The sequence below is a fragment of the Tolypothrix sp. VBCCA 56010 genome (assembly GCF_050875635.1).
Lineage (GTDB): Bacteria > Cyanobacteriota > Cyanobacteriia > Cyanobacteriales > Nostocaceae > Hassallia.
The window spans coordinates 84,771-104,215 of the sequence record NZ_JBPAOH010000004.1 but is presented as its reverse complement, the minus strand read 5'-3'; the positions used below and the strand labels follow the sequence as shown (position 1 = coordinate 104,215).

The following is a 19,445-nucleotide window of genomic DNA, read 5'->3' as shown; positions in this document are numbered from 1 at the left end:
ATGCTATTCTATGCTGCGTCTTGGTCGTAATCCAGATTAAATAATGTATTAGACAGCCATGTTTTAAACTCGGAGTCCTCTGTAAATTTACGGTATGCCTCTTCCTGGTCGAAGATGATCTCTTGGAACTTATCAACTAGCTTTTTCTCAAAGGTGATTTTAGCGTTTTGTCGGTCTGAGTTTTGTTTGGCGTTCTGATATTCTTCATCTTGGCTGATTTCGGCGGGTAATTCTTCAAATAATAAACGCCGGACTTTATCTTTTTCTGTCCATTCAATATTGCCAAAGCGATCGTTAAAATCTCGAACAATATTACTGAGTGAATCTAACTTGGGTTCATATTTGCTACCAGCTATATCTGGGGGTGTGGGTGCTAGTTCTTCACCTCCCTCTAGTTGAATTGCGAGGGTGGTTTCTCTTTCGACTCGGTAGCTATCGATGTCAATGCTTTCTAAAATGCCTTTGGATAAATCAGCATCACTGAGGTTAGGAAGTTTGGTAATTAAAAATTTTAGAAAGGTTTTCAGGCTTTCCCAATAGGGGTTGCGGAAAGCCCGAATTTGTACGAGAAATTGATAGTTACGTACAAAAGATTTAGCTTTTTTCTTAAAGTCTATTTGTTGTTCTGCGTCTAATTCGTCAATAAAAACTTGCTTGCATTCGTCGAGAATTGGGTCTAATTGGTCGCGTTCTGCACCGTTGATAAAAAGGGTCATTAATTCATTTACTTGGTCTTCTGAGTAAACCTGGAAGCGGTCTAGGGTATCTTGTAAGTCGTTGAGGCGGTTAATATCGGTTTCTTCGCTGAGAATTGTTGTTTGATAAAATGGGTCAAAGGAAGCTTTAATTGCATCGGCTGAGTTGACAAAATCTAAGATAAAGGTGTCTTTTTTATCAGGTTTGTAAGCGCGGTTGAGACGAGATAAAGTTTGCACGGCTTTGATGTCGCCTAAGATTTTATCTACATACATGGTGTGTAAAAGTGGCTGATCAAATCCGGTTTGATATTTGTCTGCGACGATTAAAAAGCGATATTCACTCTTTTTAAACTCTTCGGGAATGTCATTCCCCGGAAAGTGATTCATTGAGGATTCATCCTCTATTTTACCGTCAACTTGTTTACTACCAGAAAAGGCGACAATTGCTTTATAAGGTGAGTTAATTTCTCGCAGGTAGGCATCAAAAGCAAGTTTGTAGCGGATGGCGCTGATAATACCGTTTGTGACGACCATTGCTTTAGCTTGTCCGTTAATTTTGCGTTGATTAATCACATCTTCTAGAAAGTGGTCAATCATAATTTCTGCCTTTTGGCGGATGGCGTGGGGGTGTCCTTCTACATATTGCTTAAGCTTTTTCTTGGCGCGTTTGGTGTCAAATTGGGGGTCATTTTCAATATTTTTCTCAAGTTTATAATAACTGTTATAGGTGGTGTAGTTTTCTAACACATCGAGGATAAATTCTTCTTCTATCGCCTGTTTCATGGAATAATTATGAAAGGGGTAGAATTTACCGTCAGTGGAGTTATAAATGCCAAAGGTTTCTAAAGTTTTATTTTTTGGTGTGGCAGTGAAGGCAAAGTAACTGGCGTTTTTAGATAGTTTTTGTTCGGCAATAATTCGCAGGATTTTATCTTCTATGGTTTCCTCTTCTTCCCCTGCTTCTTTACTCAAGCTAGCACTCATTTTCGCGGCAGTATTACCACCTTGGCTGGAGTGTGCCTCGTCAATGACAATTGCAAAACGTTTATCGCCTAATGACTGAATTTCGTTAACGATATAGGGGAATTTATAGACGTTTGTAATAATAATCTTTTTGCCTGATTCTAGCGCCTTTTTTAATTGTTGGCTACCTTCGGTGATAGCTTCCACAACCCCTTTTACTTGGGCAAATTGTTTGATGTTATCGCGGATTTGTTTATCGAGTATTTTCCTATCGGTGACAACGATGATGGAGTCAAATACGGGTTTTGTGTCGCTGGTATCTGTGAGTTCTACGAGTTGGTGACTCAGCCAGCTAATGGAGTTACTTTTACCTGAACCTGCGGAATGTTGGACGAGGTAGCGTTTACCAACACCGTTATTTTTGGCATCAGCTAGGAGTTTTCGCACTAGGTCGAGTTGGTGGTAACGGGGGAAAATCAGTTTGCGTTTTTTCTGCTTGACGTCTGTTTTTTCTTCGACAAGTTGGGCGTAATTTTCAATGATGTTACTGAGGCTGGGTTTAGTGAGAATTTCTTTCCAAAGGTAATCGGTTTTGATTCCGTTGTGGTTGACGGGGTTGCCTGCACTATCAGGAGAAAGTAAGTTATCTTGAGATTTTTTACCTTTGTTGAAGGGGAGAAATATTGTTTGTTCTTTTTTCAATTCCGTGGTCATGTAAACTAATTCATCATCTACGGCGAAATGGACTAAACAACGGCTAAAGTTAAATAAGGTTTCTTTGGGGTCGCGATCAGTTTGATACTGTCGCATGGCGTTTTGGACGTTTTGTTGAGTCAGGTTGTTTTTCAGTTCAAAGGTGATGAGGGGTAAACCGTTGATGAAAATTACTATATCTAGAGATTGCCGTTTTTTATCGTTACTAAAATGTAGTTGACGGGTGAAGGAGAAGATATTTTGGTTATAGTTTTGGATGGCTTGGGGGTTGAGTTGCGAGGCTGGTTGTTTATAATATAAAGTTAGGCTGACTTCTCCGGCTTTGATACCGTTGCGGAGAATTTCAATAATACCTTTAGTTTTGATTTGGTCTGAGATGCGTTGAAATAGTTTTTCCTCGAAGCGTGTATTGTAGTTAGTTTCGAGTTTGCTGATTTGGGTGGGTTGGGTTGTGCGGAGGAATTGTAATAGTTGGGTTTTATCTATGCAGTAGGTGCGGTTATAGTTGCTGGATTCACCTTTGATGTAGCCTGATGTCAGCAAGCTGGTTTCGATGAGGGTTTCTAAGCCTTTTTCGGAGGTGTCGGTAGGGGACATGAGAATTTTTAATTAACTGCAAATTCAGTATACTTTCTCACATCGGCAGGTTGAAAGGCTAAAACGATTTGATTTTTAGGAATTCCCCCGTTAACAAATTCGTTAGCGATGCCGGTTTCTGTACCGTCTCTTTGAATCCAGATTTTATCGTTGATAATGTCAATGTGGATTATGCAACCATGTACCCTTTGTTTATTTTCCCAGCCGACTGTTAGTAGTATGTAATGGTTTGCAGTTTGATCGATAATTAATTTTCTTTCTACTTCTCCGTAAGCGTAGGTAAGTTGGGCATATTCGGTTAAGATTTTTTGGATGATTTGGCGATAATTATCTAAGGTATCCATTCTACAATTACCTCCCGTTCTGAATCGAAGACGAGTAAACAAAAACGCTGATTTTCTAATAATAGTTTACCAATTGGTTCTTGAAATAATTCTGAGTATGTTTCTTGACGAATGGCAAGATATAAGCGACGGTCGGGTTCTAGGCGGCTGAGAATGTCGTAGTATAAGATATATTGTCCCAAGGCGTTTTCTAGGTCTGTGACTGGAGATGCACCAATAAAACTTTTTATTTCTACTGCTATTTTTTGTCCGCTTTTTTCTGCTGCAATGAGTTTTTCTGCACCTAAATCTATATATAAATCTCTTGTACCCCATCTGATAATAAAGGGGTCTTTGATAATCTGCCAATCTTCTTTTTCTAGGGCTTTTCTGACTGCATTATGGTAAATATCTCTAGCTGGCATAGGTACAGTTGTGATTTAATAAATTTTTGAGTAATTCGGCTCTTTTTTGTTCCCACCAGTCTTCTGTAATGGGGATGGGTGTGCCACTGTCTAAGCCATCTATTAACATGGTTTCTAGCTTTTCTTGGGTGTTGTGTTTTTGGTCTTCTAGAATTAGGTGATATATGTAGTCTTCTAAATTTTTATAGCCTTTTTGGGTAATTTGTTGGTGTAGGTATTCTTCTACTGCTGGGGGTAAGGAAATGTTGACTTGTGTCATGGTTTAGTTATAAGGATGAGTTGGTATTTTCTTTATTTTATCTTTGGTATGAGTTAACTGTTATGGGTCAATTCTCTCACGTCTATTTTGCCGGTGACTGCATCGGATATTAGGGTGGTGCGGTATTCTTGGATTAGTTCGATTTCTTTTTCAGCTTTGGTAATTGCTTGGTTGATTTCACTATTTTTTGTTTTTAAGTATTCACAGAGACTTTGCTGTTCTTCTAAATTAGGAACAGCTAATTTCAAAGCAGCAACATCAGTCAAGTAGATTCCCGGCTGTGCAGCATACTTATCCATGATGATTTTTATTTGTGTTTGTATACAAGAAGATTGAATACAAAAATTTAAAAAATCACTTTTAATCTTTAGTTGGTTTGGTCTAAGTATGGCAAGGCTTCTTTGAACAGTTACATTTTCTAGATTGCCAACTATTGCTGATTTTCCCGTGGTTGCGCCTACAATAGCTAACACAATATCATTAATTCTAACTGTGTAAGATTTCTGAAGACTAAAAAAGTCTTCAGCTATCATTGTTCTGTCATCATCTCGAAATACAAATTGACCATTAATAATATTACGAACGCTCAACAATCTATGATTACCTAGCGCTGCTGGGGGTGGATTGTGTGTTCCATCTCGAATTGAAGTACAAACATAACTAATTTTAGAAATCTCCCAATGTGCTGGAATATCCCCCAACCACTCAATACCAGAAGGTTTCATCGGTGCATCGGGGTTGAGTCCCTTGGTGACAGCGCGGTTGATAATCGCACTTTTCTGCTCTTTGAGTAATTCGATAAACCGTTGCTTATTCCTGATAAACTGGTCTATTTGTACTAGTTTGCGGTCTATGAAGCAGGCGATCGTGTTTTGTTCGGAGAGGGGGGGGAGAGGGACATATATTCTTTTAAAGTTATCAAAATATAACCTATTTCTCTCATACATAATTCCATAGGCATTTCTATCAAACTCAGTTAAATATAGATTTGTTCTAAATAAGTAGTGAAAATAGTTAGCATCTATTTTTAGTTTGGGTCTGCACACTGCATAAGCAGGGCTGATAATTCCTTCGTAATTAGAAACTCCAATGCTTCCCATGAAAGCATTCATTAAGTTGTACCCAATATCACCCTTTAAAATCCTTTTATAACTGCTTCTATCTTCTGGCGCTCTTTCTTTGCGACCTGTTTCCGATTGCTTAACTACTCCCTTATCACTCAAGATTGATAAAAGCTCTAAATGACTGTAACAAGTTTCACTAACTTCCTTGAAAAGAAAGGAATTTCGTATAACTCTCCAATGTTCTGGTATTTCCTTTACACCAGGTAATCTATCCTCTTTTTTATAAACTGGATAACGCTTCATCCTCCTACCTCCCCACCAACAATCTGACGTAAAACCCCTTCCGTTTCCGCTTCCAAAGCAAAAATATCAGCGGCTATTTCCTCCAAACTCCGCAACGGCTTAAACTTATAAAAATACTTCGTAAACGAAATCTCATAACCCCGCACCGTCTTTTCATAATCTATCCAAGCATCCGCTACATGGGGTAAAACTTCCCTTTGAAAATACTCGTCAATATCTTCTTTTAACGGTACATTTTCTGTATCCCGCAACTCAGAATCAGGCTCATAAATCACCCCTTCTTTCGTCTTCTTCTTAATCACAGGTTCCGCTGTTTCATCCTTCTCGGTGAAAGTGTCATAAATAAACTTTAAATCCTTAGCACTTAACTTAATATTCTCCACCTTCAAAGCCTTTTCAAACTCCTGCTTTACCCGATTAAAATCTTGATGTGCTTCCCCACCAAATAAATCCTTTAATATCCCCAAAATTACCCCATGCTTTGTATCAGAGGCAATATTTAGCGGTATTTCCTGTTGTCCTTCCGCACCTTTTTTATTAGATGCATTGGTAACAGGTGCTGTTTCGATAAACTGCTCAACTCGTTCCGGTGTCACCTGGAAACTTAACCGTAAAGGACGTTCCACAGTGATTTTATGATAACCAAAATCCTCATTATCAAAAATATTTGATTCTTCCGTTTCTGCAAACTCTAAAAATGTTCGGGTAATCTTCTGAATATCCGCTTCAGTTAACTCGCAATTTTTCTTACCCAAATTCTTTCTTAACTTGCCATACCATTCCGTCGCATCAATTAACTGTACCTTTCCTCTACGTTCCTCCGGTTTCCGATTAGACAACACCCAAATATAAGTAGCAATACCCGTGTTATAAAACATATTCAAAGGCAAACCAATGATGCATTCTAACCAATCATTTTCAATAATCCAACGACGAATATTACTTTCCCCGCTTCCTGCATCTCCAGTAAACAAAGCCGAACCATTATGAACAATTGCAATCCGACTCCCTAAAACACTTTGTTGCTTGATTTTCGAGAGCATATTTACCAAAAATAACAACTGTCCGTCACTAGTTCTGGGTAACAGATTCAGCTTTTCTCCTGTTGCTAGAGGATGATTTACAGCAAAGCGTGAGTCTTTGACTTCCTTCTTTTTGCCATCAAATATAGCATCCTGGTCTACAGTCCACGACTTACCATAGGGAGGATTGGCAAGCATAAAATCAAACTGGATATCGGAAAAATTATCCTTAGAAATAGTCGAACCAAAGTGAATCTTATCCGGGTCACGACCCTTAATCAACATATCCGATTGACAAATAGCGTATGTTTCCGGGTTGACTTCCTGCCCGTATAATTCAATCTTGATTCTTTTGCCTACTTTTTCTGCCAAACCCTGAATAAACGCTTCTGATTCTGTCAACATTCCCCCAGAACCGCAAGCGTCATCATAAACCAAATAAGTACCACTTTGAATTTGATTTTCAATTGGTAAAAATATCAAATTCACCATCAGTTGAATGATATCACGGGGGGTAAAGTGTTCTCCCGCTTCTTCGTTATTTTCTTCGTTAAATTTGCGGATTAACTCTTCAAATACAAAACCCATCCCCAGGTTACTTAATTCCGCATGGATAATCTCACCTTTATCATTTTTAATAGGTTCCGAACTAAGGTTAATTTGATTGGAAATAAACTTATCAATTAGCGCATAAAGTCGATTACTTTCTGCTAGCGTCTCAATTTGATTCCGCAGTTTAAACTTAGCAATAATTTCTTGGACATTGTGGCTAAAGCCATTTAAATAAGCTTGAAAATTTTCCTTAATTTGACTGGGAAAATTGAGCAAACTTTTAAAGGTAAATTGCGATGTATTGTAAAAAACATAACCCGAGATCCGGGGAAGCTGTTGCGCGATCGCCTGTTCGCCAAATTTACTTTCTTCCAATCGCTTGTAAAGCTCCAAAACCTTGTCCTTAGTCGGTTCTAGTAAACAATCCAAACGCCTAAGCACCGTCATCGGCAGAATTACATCTCGGTATTTTCCCCGAACATAGACATCTCTTAATACATCGTCTGCAATATTCCAGATAAAGTTAACAATAGCGTTGTGTGTCGTGTGATTCATCTATCGATTTTGGATTGTTCAACAAAAAGAAGCGATCGATCTAATTTTTGCGATCGCGGTCTTAATTATCCGCTTTATCGGAACAATTTAACTAGTTCACAATTTTAGCCGCAATTGCTGATAAATCGCATCCAACCACACCAAAATCACGGGTTTACTTTGTTCTAGTGTCATTGCATTTGCCCTTAGCGTTTTGTGAAGGGTACATTGCGATCGCGTAGTGAAGTAATTGCGGATACGATCTAATTAACAGCAAATAACACTTTTATTTTGAACCACCCATGATTATCGAAGAAAAACAACAACGCAACTGGAAACCGATTATTAAGCAATTTGAGGCTGTACTTGGCAAAAATGGGGTAGTACAGCGTCGAGAAGAACTGATTACATATGAGTGTGATGGTTTGACTAGCTATCGTCAACGTCCAGCGGTGGTAGTTTTGCCAAGAACTACAGAACAAGTTGCCCAAGTCGTGAAGATATGCGATCGCTATTCTATCCCCTTTATCGCCCGTGGCTCTGGCACCGGTTTATCTGGTGGTGCTTTGCCAATTGAAGATTGTGTTTTAATTGTCACTTCTTTAATGCGGCAAATACTCAGCGTAGATTTAGATAATCAGCGCGTAATCGTTCAGCCTGGGGTAATTAACAATTGGGTTACACAAACTGTATGTGGTGCTGGATTTTACTATGCTCCCGATCCTTCCAGTCAAATTATCTGCTCAATTGGTGGCAATGTCGCAGAAAATTCTGGGGGTGTGCATTGCTTGAAGTACGGTGTCACCACTAACCACGTTTTAGGGTTGAAAATTGTCACCCCTGATGGTTCAATTGTCGATATTGGCGGACAAATTCCAGAAATGCCTGGTTATGATTTAACAGGTATATTTGTTGGTTCCGAGGGCACTTTAGGAATTGCTACAGAAATTACTTTGCGAATTCTCAAAAGCGCAGAATCAATTTGCGTCCTTCTAGCAGATTTTACCACCGTTGAAGCCGCAGCGGAAAGTGTTTCTGACATCATCAGCGCCGGCATTATTCCCGGTGGGATGGAAATGATGGATAATATCAGCATCAATGCTGTGGAAGATGTAGTTGCTACTAATTGTTATCCTCGCGATGCTACGGCAATTTTGTTAGTAGAAATCGACGGTTTAGAAGTTGAAGTTACAGCAAATAAACAGCGGGTAGCGGAAATTTGTCTCAAGAATGGTGCGCGTAACATTACATCTGCTAGTGACTTAGAAACGCGATTAAAATTGTGGAAAGGACGCAAAGCCGCTTTTGCCGCTGCGGGAAATTTAAGTCCTGACTATTATGTTCAAGATGGCGTAATTCCCCGCACGCAATTACCTTACGTTTTGCAAGAAATTGAGGCGTTAACTCAAAAATATGGTTATCAAATTGCGAATGTATTTCACGCCGGAGATGGCAATCTTCACCCGCTGATTTTATTTGATAATTCCGTCGATGGAGCATTAGAAAAGGTGGAAGAAGTCGGCGGAGAAATTCTTAAACTTTGTGTGAGAGTAGGTGGGAGTATTTCTGGTGAACATGGCATTGGTGCAGATAAAAAATGTTATATGCCAGATATGTTTAGCGAAATCGATTTAGAAACTATGCAATGGGTTCGACAAGTTTTTAATCCTCAAGGTTTAGCAAATCCTGGAAAGATTTTTCCTACCCCGCGTACTTGTGGTGAAGCTGCTTCTGCAAGTAAGCAGCAGTTTGAAGGTGTAGAACGCTTTTAAATTTCGCAAGATGCATTTTTAAACAAGATCCCCGACTTCTTTAAGAAGTCGGGGATCTAAAGCTATCAATTTTTACAATTGATTTATATTATATTTCTTCGCCAAATCAACTTTAAATGTATTTTCAAACACAGACAAATTTGGGATTTTTTTATTTGGAAAAAATCCGGATTGAGAAGATTTTAGTTTGTAGTTTACAATAGCCGAGAACAGTTAGTCAAAGCCACAAATGAACCGCTTTGCTCGTCGTTGCCTATTTTACTTATTATATTTAGGATTAATACTTAATTTAACAGTATTTTCGCTACCTGTAGTTGTTAATACTCAAAGTATAAATTCAGCGGAAATAGCAGAAATTCGTGGGGTTTGGCTGACTAATGTGGCAAGTGGTGTGCTATTTGTTCCTTGGGGTATCAATCGCGCTTTAAATCAACTCTCCAGGCTCAATTTTAATACGATTTATCCTGTAGTTTGGAATCGAGGATATACTTTTTATAAAAGTATTGTTGCTCAACAAATTACAGGTTCAGATTCTCAACCTTTGCTGAAATTCATGCACGGGGGACGAGATGTTTTAACAAGCTTAGTCAAGCTTTCTCAAGCTAAAAATTTGAGTGTCATTCCCTGGTTTGAATATGGGTTGATGATACCCCATAATTCACAATTGGCAAAAAGTTATCCGCACTGGTTGACGATTGGGCAATCGGGCATTAAATCTATTAAAGAAACTCCTCCAGAAGAAATCAACAACGGTGTAAATAAGGTGGCTTGGCTGAATCCTCTCCATCCGCAAGTTCAAGACTTTATTAAAGCGTTAATTCTGGAAATCGTTAGTAATTACAATGTCGATGGCATTCAGCTTGACGACCACTTTGCGATGCCTGTACAGTTCGGTTATGATGCTTTCACTGTTAATGTTTATCAACAAGAACATCAAGGTAAAAGTCCCCCTACAGATTGTTTTAACCCAGAATGGATGCGTTGGCGAGCGGATAAAATTACAGATTTTATGGCGGAAATTTATCAAGCTGTCAAAGCAGTTAAACCGAATGCGAAAATATCTTTATCGCCGAATTCTCAAGCTTTTGCTTATAAATATTACTTGCAAGATTGGGAAAGCTGGGTAAAAAAAGGTTTGGTGGATGAGTTGATTTTGCAGGTATATCGAGACGATCCAGACAGTTTTATGGCGGAAATCAGCGCACCAGCGGTACAATTTGCGCTGAGTCAAATACCTGTAGTCATCGGGATATCAACAGGTACTTTACGCGATTCTGTGGAAATTGCCCAAATTAAAGAACAAGTGAGAATGGTACGCGATCGCCATTTTGATGGTATCTCTTTTTTCTACTGGGAAAGTTTATGGGGTTACATCGCACCGGAATCCCCCAAACAACGGCGTCAGGGTTTTAGTGAGATTTTCAACGCCACAGCTAAGAAATCATTGCTGCCTTAAAAATAATGATACCAAAACCTGTAAAATCTGAACTAGGGTTCACTTTGCTGTGGACTGTAACTACTTTTAGCGGCTTTCTGCTCAGTTTGCTTTTTGTTGAAATTGGCGAAAAGGCTGATGTGGGAATTTTACAAGCTGCTATCGGTTCAAGCGCGATCGCACTTCCTCAAAGCTTGATTCTCAGACAACGCATCTTCTCAAAGATGTGGGTGTTATCAACTGTTTTCGGTTGGATTGTCATCACGGCTATCAGTGTTGGTGCTATGGGTTGGATCGTCTCTACGAGTCAATTTTTAGCCTTTAGAGTCGTTTATGGCTCAGTTTATGCAGCAATTGGCGGTTTTGTTATCGGATTCTTTCAATGGTTGGCGATTTCTCCGTCTGTTCCCTCGGCTTGGCGATGGATATTTATTAGTTCTTTCAGTTGGGCGATCGCTATACCTGTAGGTTCTATCTTTGGTATGCTTTTGTACCGTCTCTCACGGGTATTTTTAGGCGAAATCGTCGGTTTAGCTATTAGTTGGCTTTTGGTTGCTATTATTACAGGTATCAATGCTGACAAAATTTTTAGGGAAGTCTGAAGCTCAATAAATTGTAAAGAATTATAAAAATATTATTGATTGATAATTAAGTGTATGCAAAGATGGGAAAAAAGTATTAAAAATAACATTTCCTAAATTTAGCTGAACCTGCAAATGCATTTTCGCCTTTAAAAAGCAGGATTTTTTCAACTGATACCAATTAGGCTTCAAAGCTTGGCACGAAAAGTCGAGAAAGATATAAACATCGCTCTCGTCAACGCGCTCGAATATATTGTTTGCCGGGAAGTGAAGAATTTCTCGAAATATTATATATATAACACGCTGTGAGTTGAAGAAAGCAAAACTAGACAAAGATCGCATGAATATTAATCCATTGGAATCAACCGCAGAGTTGATACAAGCATCACCATCGGGTGCGATGGCACTTCATGAGGAAAGTACTAGCGAGCAGCTTCTACTAAGCATGTATAATTCTGTTGAAGCATCAATCTTTGTAGTAGATGTTTTAGAAAATGGGGATTTTCGCTATGTCGGGTTAAATCCAACTCACGAAAGATGGACTGGTATTCGTTTAGAAGATTTGAGAGGGAAAACACCAGAAGAAATTCTCTCCCCAGTCGATGCGGCAAACGTGCGTCAGCATTATAGTGAGTGCGTGCGATGCAGCAAAACTATTTGCTACGAACAATGCTTGCAATTCCAGGGAATTCCTAGTTGGTGGAAAACAACGCTAACACCATTGCGAAATAGTAATTCCCGGATTTATCGATTAATTGGCACTAGTAAGAATATTACCGCTATCAAACAAGCAGAAGCAGGGGGAATTGACGCGCAGCGCGAGGAACTTAAAGATGCGATCGCCGAACAAATTCACTCTGGTGTAGAATTACAGATAATTATCAATCAAACAGTAAAGAGAATTCGCTCGTTTTTAGAGAGCGATCGCGTCATCGTTTATCGCTTCCAAGTCGATTGGAGTGGGATTATAATTGCCGAATCAACTGTTGTTGCTGGTACTTCTCTTCTAGGAACAAACATCAAAGATGCCTGTTTTCGTGAAAAATATATAGAACGTTACAAACGTGGTGGAATTCAAGTTTTAGAAGATATTTACGCGGCTGGTTTGCATCCTTGTCAAATTGACTTACTTGCCTCTTTCCAAGTAAAAGCCAACGTCGTCGTGCCGATTTTATTAAAGCAGGATTTGTGGGGCTTACTGATTGTCCACCATTGCCGATCGCCACGTCAATGGCAACAGACAGAAATTGATTTGCTCAAACAAATAGCTACCCAATTAGGAATTGCCGTACAGCAAACAGAACTTCAGCAACAAATAGAAAATCTCAAAGCACAGTTTAACTCGCAGATGCAGTTAATTTTCAACTATGAAGCAGTTGTGCGCCGAATTACCGAAAAAATCCGCGACAGTTTAGATGAAACACAGCTTTTGCAAACAGTAACTCAGGAATTAGCAAAAGTCCTGAAAGCTGATTCTTGTCAAATTGAATTTTATAACAATTGTTGTAATGTGGTAATTGCCTATGAATATACTACTAGTAAATTTCCCTGTCAGGAATCAAGCAGACAGATTGCAGACTTTCCAGAAATTTATCAGAAATTGTTGCAAAAAGAGCCTTTACAATTTGTCCAAGTTGTGGGTGTAAATCCTCAAGCTGTAATGACATTAGCTTGTCCAATATTCGACGCGCAAAGGATTTTAGGAAATCTCTGGCTGACAAGACAAACTCAAGAAGCTTTTGCAGAATTTGAAATTCAACTAGTACAGCAAATAGCCAACGAATGCGCGATCGCCATTTGTCAAGCGCGACTTTACAAAGCTGCACAAGCACAAGTTAAAGAACTAGAAAAACTCAAACATCTGAAAAAGGACTTTTTGCGAGCCCTTTCTCATGAATTGCGAACCCCCATAACCAGCATCAGTCTTGCAGCTCAAACATTAGAAAGTGTTCTCCAGCAAGAAGGAGTATTAGAAATAGAATTAGTTCCGCAACTGTTCGGGATACTTCAAAACGAATGTGAACGAGAAAGCAAATTAATTAACGATCTACTTACATTAACATACCTGGAAGCTGACATTGAGCCAATGACTTTAATAGCCATTGACTTACAAACCTGGCTTCCTTCTATTGTCGAGCCTTTTCGAGAACGCATTTACTGCCAGCAGCAACAATTAAGTTTAAGTATTGCGAAAGAACTGCCATCCTTACAAATAGATATCACAGATTTGGAGCGTATTATCACTGAATTGTTAAATAATGCTTGCAAATATACACCTGGTGGTGAAGCGATCGCAGTTTCAGCTTACTTGAAAGCAGACACAGTATGTCTTAGCGTTAGCAACACCGGCGTTGAGATATCTTCAGATGAACTTTCACGCATCTTCGATCCGTTTTACCGCATTCCCAAAAATGACCCTTGGAAATACGGTGGAACTGGATTAGGATTAGCATTAGTGAAGAAAATGGTCAAACATTTAAAAGCCACAATTGATGTAGAGAGTGCTGACAATAAAACCACCTTCACCATCCAATTTTAGCCTAACTCGTTCCTAGTACTGCGCCAAATTAATTTTGATGTTCCGCGCAAATGATGGCATATGCTTGAGAAGTATGCTATAATAGGAGACTATGCGGGTGACTAGCTCAATGGTAGAGCATCAGACTCTTAATCTGCTGGTTCTGGGTTCGAGTCCCAGGTCACCCACTGAATCATCTACGGTGCTACAAGGATGGAAATGTTTTGCGTTCCTGGTGATGAACGCGCTCAATTACTAGCAGAATAGCTGCGGGCTATGGGCGTAGATCCAAATAGCCTTTAGAGACGTTACAAAGGCAGTTTACAAGCTCTTTATGGTTCAGGCGCAACCATATATTTTTCAATAGCTGCCTTCCAAACTAAATATGCCTGACCATTTAAATGTAGCCCATCTACTGTATATTGAGCATCTAATTGGTTTTCTGAGTCTAATAAAAGAGAAAATATATCTATATATTCATAATTAAATTCTTTCACTAACTTTTTCAAGCCGGAATTAATTTTTAAGACGTTATTATTATCTTGCCAATATAGATAAACTTTATTGTTGACAGGTAAGACACTTTGCACAAATACTTTTGTGTTTGGTGTTTTTTCTTTTAATTCACGTAAAATATTTTTATATTGTTCTAAAGTTGCTGTTACCGATTTACCATCATTGATTAAATCGTTAATACCTATCATTAAGAATATTTGTTTTGGTTTGGATTTTAATATGGTATTTAAACGATGTAATATTCTCTCTGTGGTATCACCAGAAATACCCCTATTTTTTACATTCAATCCTAATAACTCTGTCCATTCACCTTCATCGGTGATACTATCACCCAACATAATGATATCCGATTCAGATTTAGGTAGTTTTTCAAATTGGCTTTTTTTCTGCCAATAGTAAGGCGGATAGTCAAAATGTTTACTCTTATTTTCTGGAAAAATATGCAAAACTTTATTAAATAAATATGAAAAACCACCTTTTTTTGCAATAAATAAAGCGAAAGCTATAAAAAATAAAAGATTGAGAATACAGGAAAATAATAATAAAGTTTTAGTTTGATTAATCATATTTTTAAATTAATTATTGCCGATTGAGTTTATTGTTGAGAATTCGTTAAAAACAGCTGCACTCGCTGCCATACTTGTTCTAATAAATTAGGATTATCTGCATCAAACCACTCAATTTTTGGGGATGCCTGAAACCATGTGCGTTGGCGTTTGGCAAATTGTCGCGTGTGCAAAATTGTTAATTCTTGAGCTTTATCTAAAGATATCTCACCTGCTAAATATTTTTTTATTTCTTGATATCCTAATGTATTTAACAAAGATAAGTCAGCACCATATTTCTGACAAAGATATTCTACTTCGGCTACTAAACCATTTGCGATCATTTGCTCTGTGCGCTTTGCAATACGCTGGGTTAAGTAGTGAGAATCGCAATTTAAACCAATTTGCAAAATTGGATAATTTGGTGGATTCTCTCCTTGCTGTTCGGAAATAGGGCGACCAGTGACATAAAATACCTCTAATGCTCTTAAGGTTCGCACTGGATCGTTAGGGTGAATTTTTTGTGCTGCAACTGGATCGACTTGTTGCAGCATGATGTAGAGTTGCATTTGACCGAAAGATTCGAGATGCGATCGCAATTCTTTGTGCGGTGCAACTCTGGGAATTTTCATTCCTTGTACAATAGAACGTATATATAAACCGGTACCACCAACTAGCAATAGTGGACGAAGATCAACAGAAGCAATTAAGGCTTGTGCTTGCTGTTGGTAATCTGCTACGGTCATGATGTCTGTGGGAGCGCAAATATCTATTAAATAGTGTGACACCAACTTTTGTTCAGCCGTTGTTGGTTTAGCCGTGCCAATATCAAACTCGCGGTACACTTGACGGGAATCTGCACTCAGAATTACAGAATCTAACTTTCTCGCTAAAGATAACGCTAACCCCGATTTACCCGTTGCGGTCGCTCCACAAATTACAATTAATTTGGTCATTGGTAAGAGTGTTAGTGGTTAGTTGTTAGTTATTAGTTGTTAGTTGTCCCTTTTGTCTCCCCCATCCCAAGAACTCTCCCCCTCATCTTCTCTAGCAAGGCTTTTATGCTAGAATTTTGGAGCCTTTTCGCTTCTTTTTCGGCTAATGTAATTTTGGCACAAGCGATACTCACTCTTGAGAGTTGCTGCGCGATCGCTCATCACACCGATAATATGTTAATCGCACTCAAAGCCAATCCATAAAGTAAACTAAGCTAGCTACATCCCCTATATAAATTTATCATCTAATCGCCCTACAGTCGCCTCCAACCCTTTTGTGTTACAATTTTGGAGTGATTTGACTTTATTTGTATTTTAACGAGTTCACCCCCACGAATCAGGAGAAATTTCATGACGAGCAGTTACAGTGCCGATCAGATTCAAGTTCTGGAAGGTCTGGAACCCGTCCGCAAACGACCGGGGATGTACATCGGTTCCACTGGTCCAAAGGGACTTCATCATCTAGTTTACGAGGTGGTGGACAATTCCGTTGATGAGGCTTTGGCTGGGTTCTGTACCCATGTGGAGGTGGAAATCAATGCCGATGGTTCTGTGACGGTAACAGATGACGGTCGCGGTATTCCCACCGATACTATCTCCAAGACGGGAAAATCAGCACTAGAAACGGTAATGACGGTACTCCACGCTGGAGGTAAATTTGGCGGCGGTGGTTACAAAGTTTCTGGGGGATTGCACGGAGTTGGTATTTCTGTTGTCAACGCTCTATCTGAGATGGTTGAAGTTACAGTTTGGCGAGATAAAAAAGTCCATGTCCAACGCTTTGAACGCGGTATTCCCGTTACTGAAATGAAAGTGAAGCCGTTCAAAGAATCAAGAACTGGAACTTCTATCACCTTCAAGCCAGATGAGCAAATCTTCACTACGGGTATTGAGTTTGATTACATTACTTTAGCAGGTCGTCTGCGGGAATTGGCATATCTGAATGCAGGTGTGAAAATTACCTTTACCGACAACCGTTTAGAATTACTTAAAAGCGATACACCTAAAGTAGAAACTTATGAGTACAAAGGTGGTATCAAAGAGTATATCGCCTATATTAACCGCGATAAGCAGCCACTGCATGAAGAAATTATCTTTGTGCAGGGGGAACGTAACAACGTGCAAGTCGAAGTGGCTTTGCAATGGTGTACAGATGCCTACACGGATAACTTGTTAGGATTTGCGAATAATATTCGCACGGTAGATGGTGGTACGCACCTTGAAGGTTTGAAGACGGTTCTGACACGCACCTTGAATGCGATCGCCCGCAAGCGCAATAAGATTAAAGACAATGAACCAAACCTCAGCGGTGAACACGTCCGTGAAGGTTTAACAGCGGTAATTTCCGTCAAAGTCCCCGAACCGGAATTTGAAGGACAAACTAAAACCAAACTCGGTAACACCGAAGTCCGGGGAATTGTTGATTCTTTAGTCGGTGAAGTTCTCACCGAGTACTTAGAATTTCGCCCTGGTGTTGCCGATGCCGTTTTAGACAAAGCCATCCAAGCTTTCAAAGCCGCAGAAGCAGCGCGTCATGCACGGGAATTAGTCCGCCGTAAATCAGTGCTGGAATCGTCGCCATTACCCGGTAAATTGGCAGATTGTAGCTCCAGAGATCCCGGTGAATCGGAGATTTTCATCGTCGAAGGCGATTCTGCAGGGGGCTGTTTGTTTTTATACACAAATATTTTACTTACTGATGGACGTGTACTTACGCTAAAAGAGATTATAGACGAGCAAGAACAAGGTAAAGAGAACTTCTGTTACACCATTAGGGAGAGTGGCAACATAGGTGTAGAACGGATTATTAATGCCAGAAAGACTAAGGAAAATACGGAAGTTGTGAAACTGACCTTGGACAACGGCGAAACAATTATCTGCACGCCAGATCATCCCTTTATGTTGCGAGATGGTACTTATAAAGCAGCAGAATTACTGACTCCCCAAGACTCGCTGATGCCCATACATCGCAAAATTTCCCAGAAAAATGAACGAGGAACTGGGCTGAATGGCTACGAAATGGTTTGGAATCCGTTGAAAGATACATGGATTTACACGCATTTATTAGCAGATTTCTATAACCTTGAGCATGGTGTTTATCAGTCTTTAGGTAGATGTCATCGTCATCATGTTGATTTCAAAAAACTGAACAACAATCCGACAAATATCAAGCAAATGTCGCCGGAAGCGCACTTAGAACTGCATCGGCAAAACTTGGAAAACACATTACATCGACCAGATGTAATTGAAAAGAGCCGCCAAATTCATCAAAGTGAAGAGTTTCGCGCTTTTATGAGCGAACGGATGCAGCAAGAACAAACGCGGCAAATTCTCTCAGAACAGGCGAAAGCGCAATGGGAAGATGAAGTTTACAAGGCTTATATGCTTGCTAAATGGCGGGAATTTTACGACACTAATGAGGCTTATCGGCAAGAAAATAGCGAGCAACTTAATCGAGCGCAACAAGAGTATTGGAGTGATGAAGCAAATCGTCTAACTCAATCTCAACGAGTGCGGGAGTACTTTGAAAACAACCCACAAGCGCGGAAGGTGCTTTCAGAATTAGCGAAAAAACAATGGGAAGACAAAGATTTATTAGATTGGCGTCGAGAAAAAACTAAGGAACAATGGACGTGGGAATTTCGCCTGCAACGTCGTGAAGCGTTAGAGAAAACCTACTATTTCAAAACTATTGCTGCTTTGAAGGAAGTAGAACTGCAACTTGGCTGTTTGGATTTGGAAGCTTATCAGTGTTATCGAAAGCGAACACGCGACAAATCTATGCTGCGTTGGGAGACTTTTTGTGACCGATATTTTCAAGGCAATCGCAGTCGAGCGCGTGAAGCTGTGAAAAACTACAACCATCGCGTTGTTTCTATCGAACGCTTGGAAGAAAGAATGGATGTTTACGATATCGAAGTTCCTAACTCTCACAACTTTGCTTTGGCAAGTGGTGTGTTTGTGCATAACAGCGCTAAACAAGGACGCGATCGCCGAACTCAAGCCATCCTTCCCCTACGCGGTAAAATCCTGAATATCGAGAAAACCGACGATGCCAAAATCTACAAAAACAACGAAGTTCAATCGTTGATTACAGCGCTTGGTTTGGGTGTAAAGGGTGATGAATTCGACTCTACCCAACTGCGTTATCACCGCATAGTCATCATGACAGACGCTGACGTAGATGGAGCGCACATCCGAACACTGTTGTTAACTTTCTTTTATCGGTATCAGCGATCGCTTATCGAACAGGGTTTCATATATATTGCTTGTCCGCCACTATATAAAGTAGAGCGAGGACGCAATTATTACTACTGTTATAGCGATCGCGAACTGCAACAGCGCATAGCTGAGTTTCCCGACAACGCTAACTACACCATCCAACGGTTCAAAGGTTTGGGGGAAATGATGCCAGAACAACTCTGGACAACAACAATGAACCCAGAAACCCGCACCTTCAAACAAGTGGAAATTGAGGATGCAGCCGAAGCCGATCGCATTTTCACTATTTTAATGGGCGATCGCGTCGCACCAAGACGGGAATTCATTGAAACCTACGGTTCTAAACTTGACCTCACAGATTTAGACATCTAAAAAGTAAGAAGGGTAAAGTATTCAAGGTGAAGTAA

The 19,445-nt window shown here is 39.7% G+C and carries 14 protein-coding genes and 1 tRNA gene; 7 read left to right on the top strand and 8 right to left on the bottom strand.

Annotated features, from left to right (window positions below; all coding sequences use genetic code 11):
* Positions 1–8 precede the first annotated feature (8 nt).
* Genes AABK37_RS02575 through AABK37_RS02550 form a run of 6 tightly spaced genes read right to left on the bottom strand, consistent with a single transcriptional unit; the run spans position 9 to position 7,475 of the window.
* Positions 9–2,972 carry a type I restriction endonuclease subunit R gene (locus AABK37_RS02575; protein ID WP_432550043.1) on the bottom strand — a complete coding sequence of 988 codons (2,964 nt, stop codon included), beginning with the start codon at positions 2,970–2,972 and terminating at the stop codon, positions 9–11.
* 8 nt (positions 2,973–2,980) lie between these two features.
* Positions 2,981–3,316 carry a XisI protein gene (locus AABK37_RS02570; protein ID WP_432550042.1) on the bottom strand — a complete coding sequence of 112 codons (336 nt, stop codon included), beginning with the start codon at positions 3,314–3,316 and terminating at the stop codon, positions 2,981–2,983.
* Positions 3,304–3,720, bottom strand: a complete 417-nt coding sequence (locus AABK37_RS02565) for an element excision factor XisH family protein (RefSeq protein WP_432550041.1) — start codon at positions 3,718–3,720, stop codon at positions 3,304–3,306. The genes AABK37_RS02570 and AABK37_RS02565 overlap by 13 nt, the downstream gene beginning before the upstream one ends.
* A complete protein-coding gene (locus AABK37_RS02560) occupies positions 3,710–3,979 on the bottom strand; it encodes a ribbon-helix-helix domain-containing protein (RefSeq protein ID WP_432550040.1) in 270 nt (89 codons plus the stop codon). The genes AABK37_RS02565 and AABK37_RS02560 overlap by 11 nt, the downstream gene beginning before the upstream one ends.
* A 53-nt stretch (positions 3,980–4,032) precedes the next feature.
* Positions 4,033–5,346, bottom strand: a complete 1,314-nt coding sequence (locus tag AABK37_RS02555; protein WP_432550039.1) for a restriction endonuclease subunit S — start codon at positions 5,344–5,346, stop codon at positions 4,033–4,035.
* On the bottom strand, positions 5,343–7,475 hold the full coding sequence (locus tag AABK37_RS02550) for a type I restriction-modification system subunit M (RefSeq protein ID WP_432550038.1): 2,133 nt from the start codon (positions 7,473–7,475) through the stop codon (positions 5,343–5,345). The genes AABK37_RS02555 and AABK37_RS02550 overlap by 4 nt, the downstream gene beginning before the upstream one ends.
* Positions 7,476–7,756: 281 nt before the next feature.
* Between AABK37_RS02550 and glcD the strand changes: the two genes are divergently transcribed.
* The 5 genes from glcD to AABK37_RS02525 all read left to right on the top strand — a co-directional run bounded on the left by glcD (position 7,757) and on the right by AABK37_RS02525 (position 13,948).
* The gene (glcD, locus tag AABK37_RS02545; protein ID WP_432550037.1) at positions 7,757–9,226 is read left to right on the top strand and encodes a glycolate oxidase subunit GlcD; all 1,470 of its coding nucleotides are present in this window, start codon (positions 7,757–7,759) and stop codon (positions 9,224–9,226) included.
* Between the two features lie 229 nt (positions 9,227–9,455).
* Entirely contained in the window at positions 9,456–10,682 is a 1,227-nt protein-coding gene (locus AABK37_RS02540; protein WP_432550036.1) for a glycoside hydrolase family 10 protein, read from the top strand.
* A gap of 5 nt (positions 10,683–10,687) precedes the next feature.
* The gene (locus AABK37_RS02535) at positions 10,688–11,263 is read left to right on the top strand and encodes a hypothetical protein (protein ID WP_432550035.1); all 576 of its coding nucleotides are present in this window, start codon (positions 10,688–10,690) and stop codon (positions 11,261–11,263) included.
* A gap of 319 nt (positions 11,264–11,582) precedes the next feature.
* A complete protein-coding gene (locus AABK37_RS02530) occupies positions 11,583–13,781 on the top strand; it encodes a GAF domain-containing protein (protein WP_432550034.1) in 2,199 nt (732 codons plus the stop codon).
* Positions 13,782–13,876: 95 nt separating this feature from the next.
* Positions 13,877–13,948: transfer RNA gene (locus AABK37_RS02525), tRNA-Lys, on the top strand.
* 144 nt (positions 13,949–14,092) lie between these two features.
* Here the strand turns inward: AABK37_RS02525 and AABK37_RS02520 are convergent.
* Both AABK37_RS02520 and miaA read right to left on the bottom strand, forming a co-directional pair.
* Positions 14,093–14,842, bottom strand: a complete 750-nt coding sequence (locus AABK37_RS02520; protein ID WP_432550033.1) for a GDSL-type esterase/lipase family protein — start codon at positions 14,840–14,842, stop codon at positions 14,093–14,095.
* A gap of 29 nt (positions 14,843–14,871) precedes the next feature.
* Positions 14,872–15,777 (bottom strand): tRNA (adenosine(37)-N6)-dimethylallyltransferase MiaA, encoded by a 906-nt coding sequence (gene miaA, locus AABK37_RS02515; protein WP_432550032.1) that lies wholly within the window; start codon positions 15,775–15,777, stop codon positions 14,872–14,874.
* Between the two features lie 105 nt (positions 15,778–15,882).
* Between miaA and AABK37_RS02510 the strand changes: the two genes are divergently transcribed.
* Positions 15,883–16,020, top strand: coding sequence for a hypothetical protein (locus tag AABK37_RS02510; protein ID WP_432550031.1), 138 nt, complete (start codon positions 15,883–15,885; stop codon positions 16,018–16,020).
* A gap of 147 nt (positions 16,021–16,167) precedes the next feature.
* Positions 16,168–19,410, top strand: a complete 3,243-nt coding sequence (gene gyrB, locus AABK37_RS02505; RefSeq protein ID WP_432550030.1) for a DNA topoisomerase (ATP-hydrolyzing) subunit B — start codon at positions 16,168–16,170, stop codon at positions 19,408–19,410.
* Positions 19,411–19,445 lie beyond the last annotated feature (35 nt).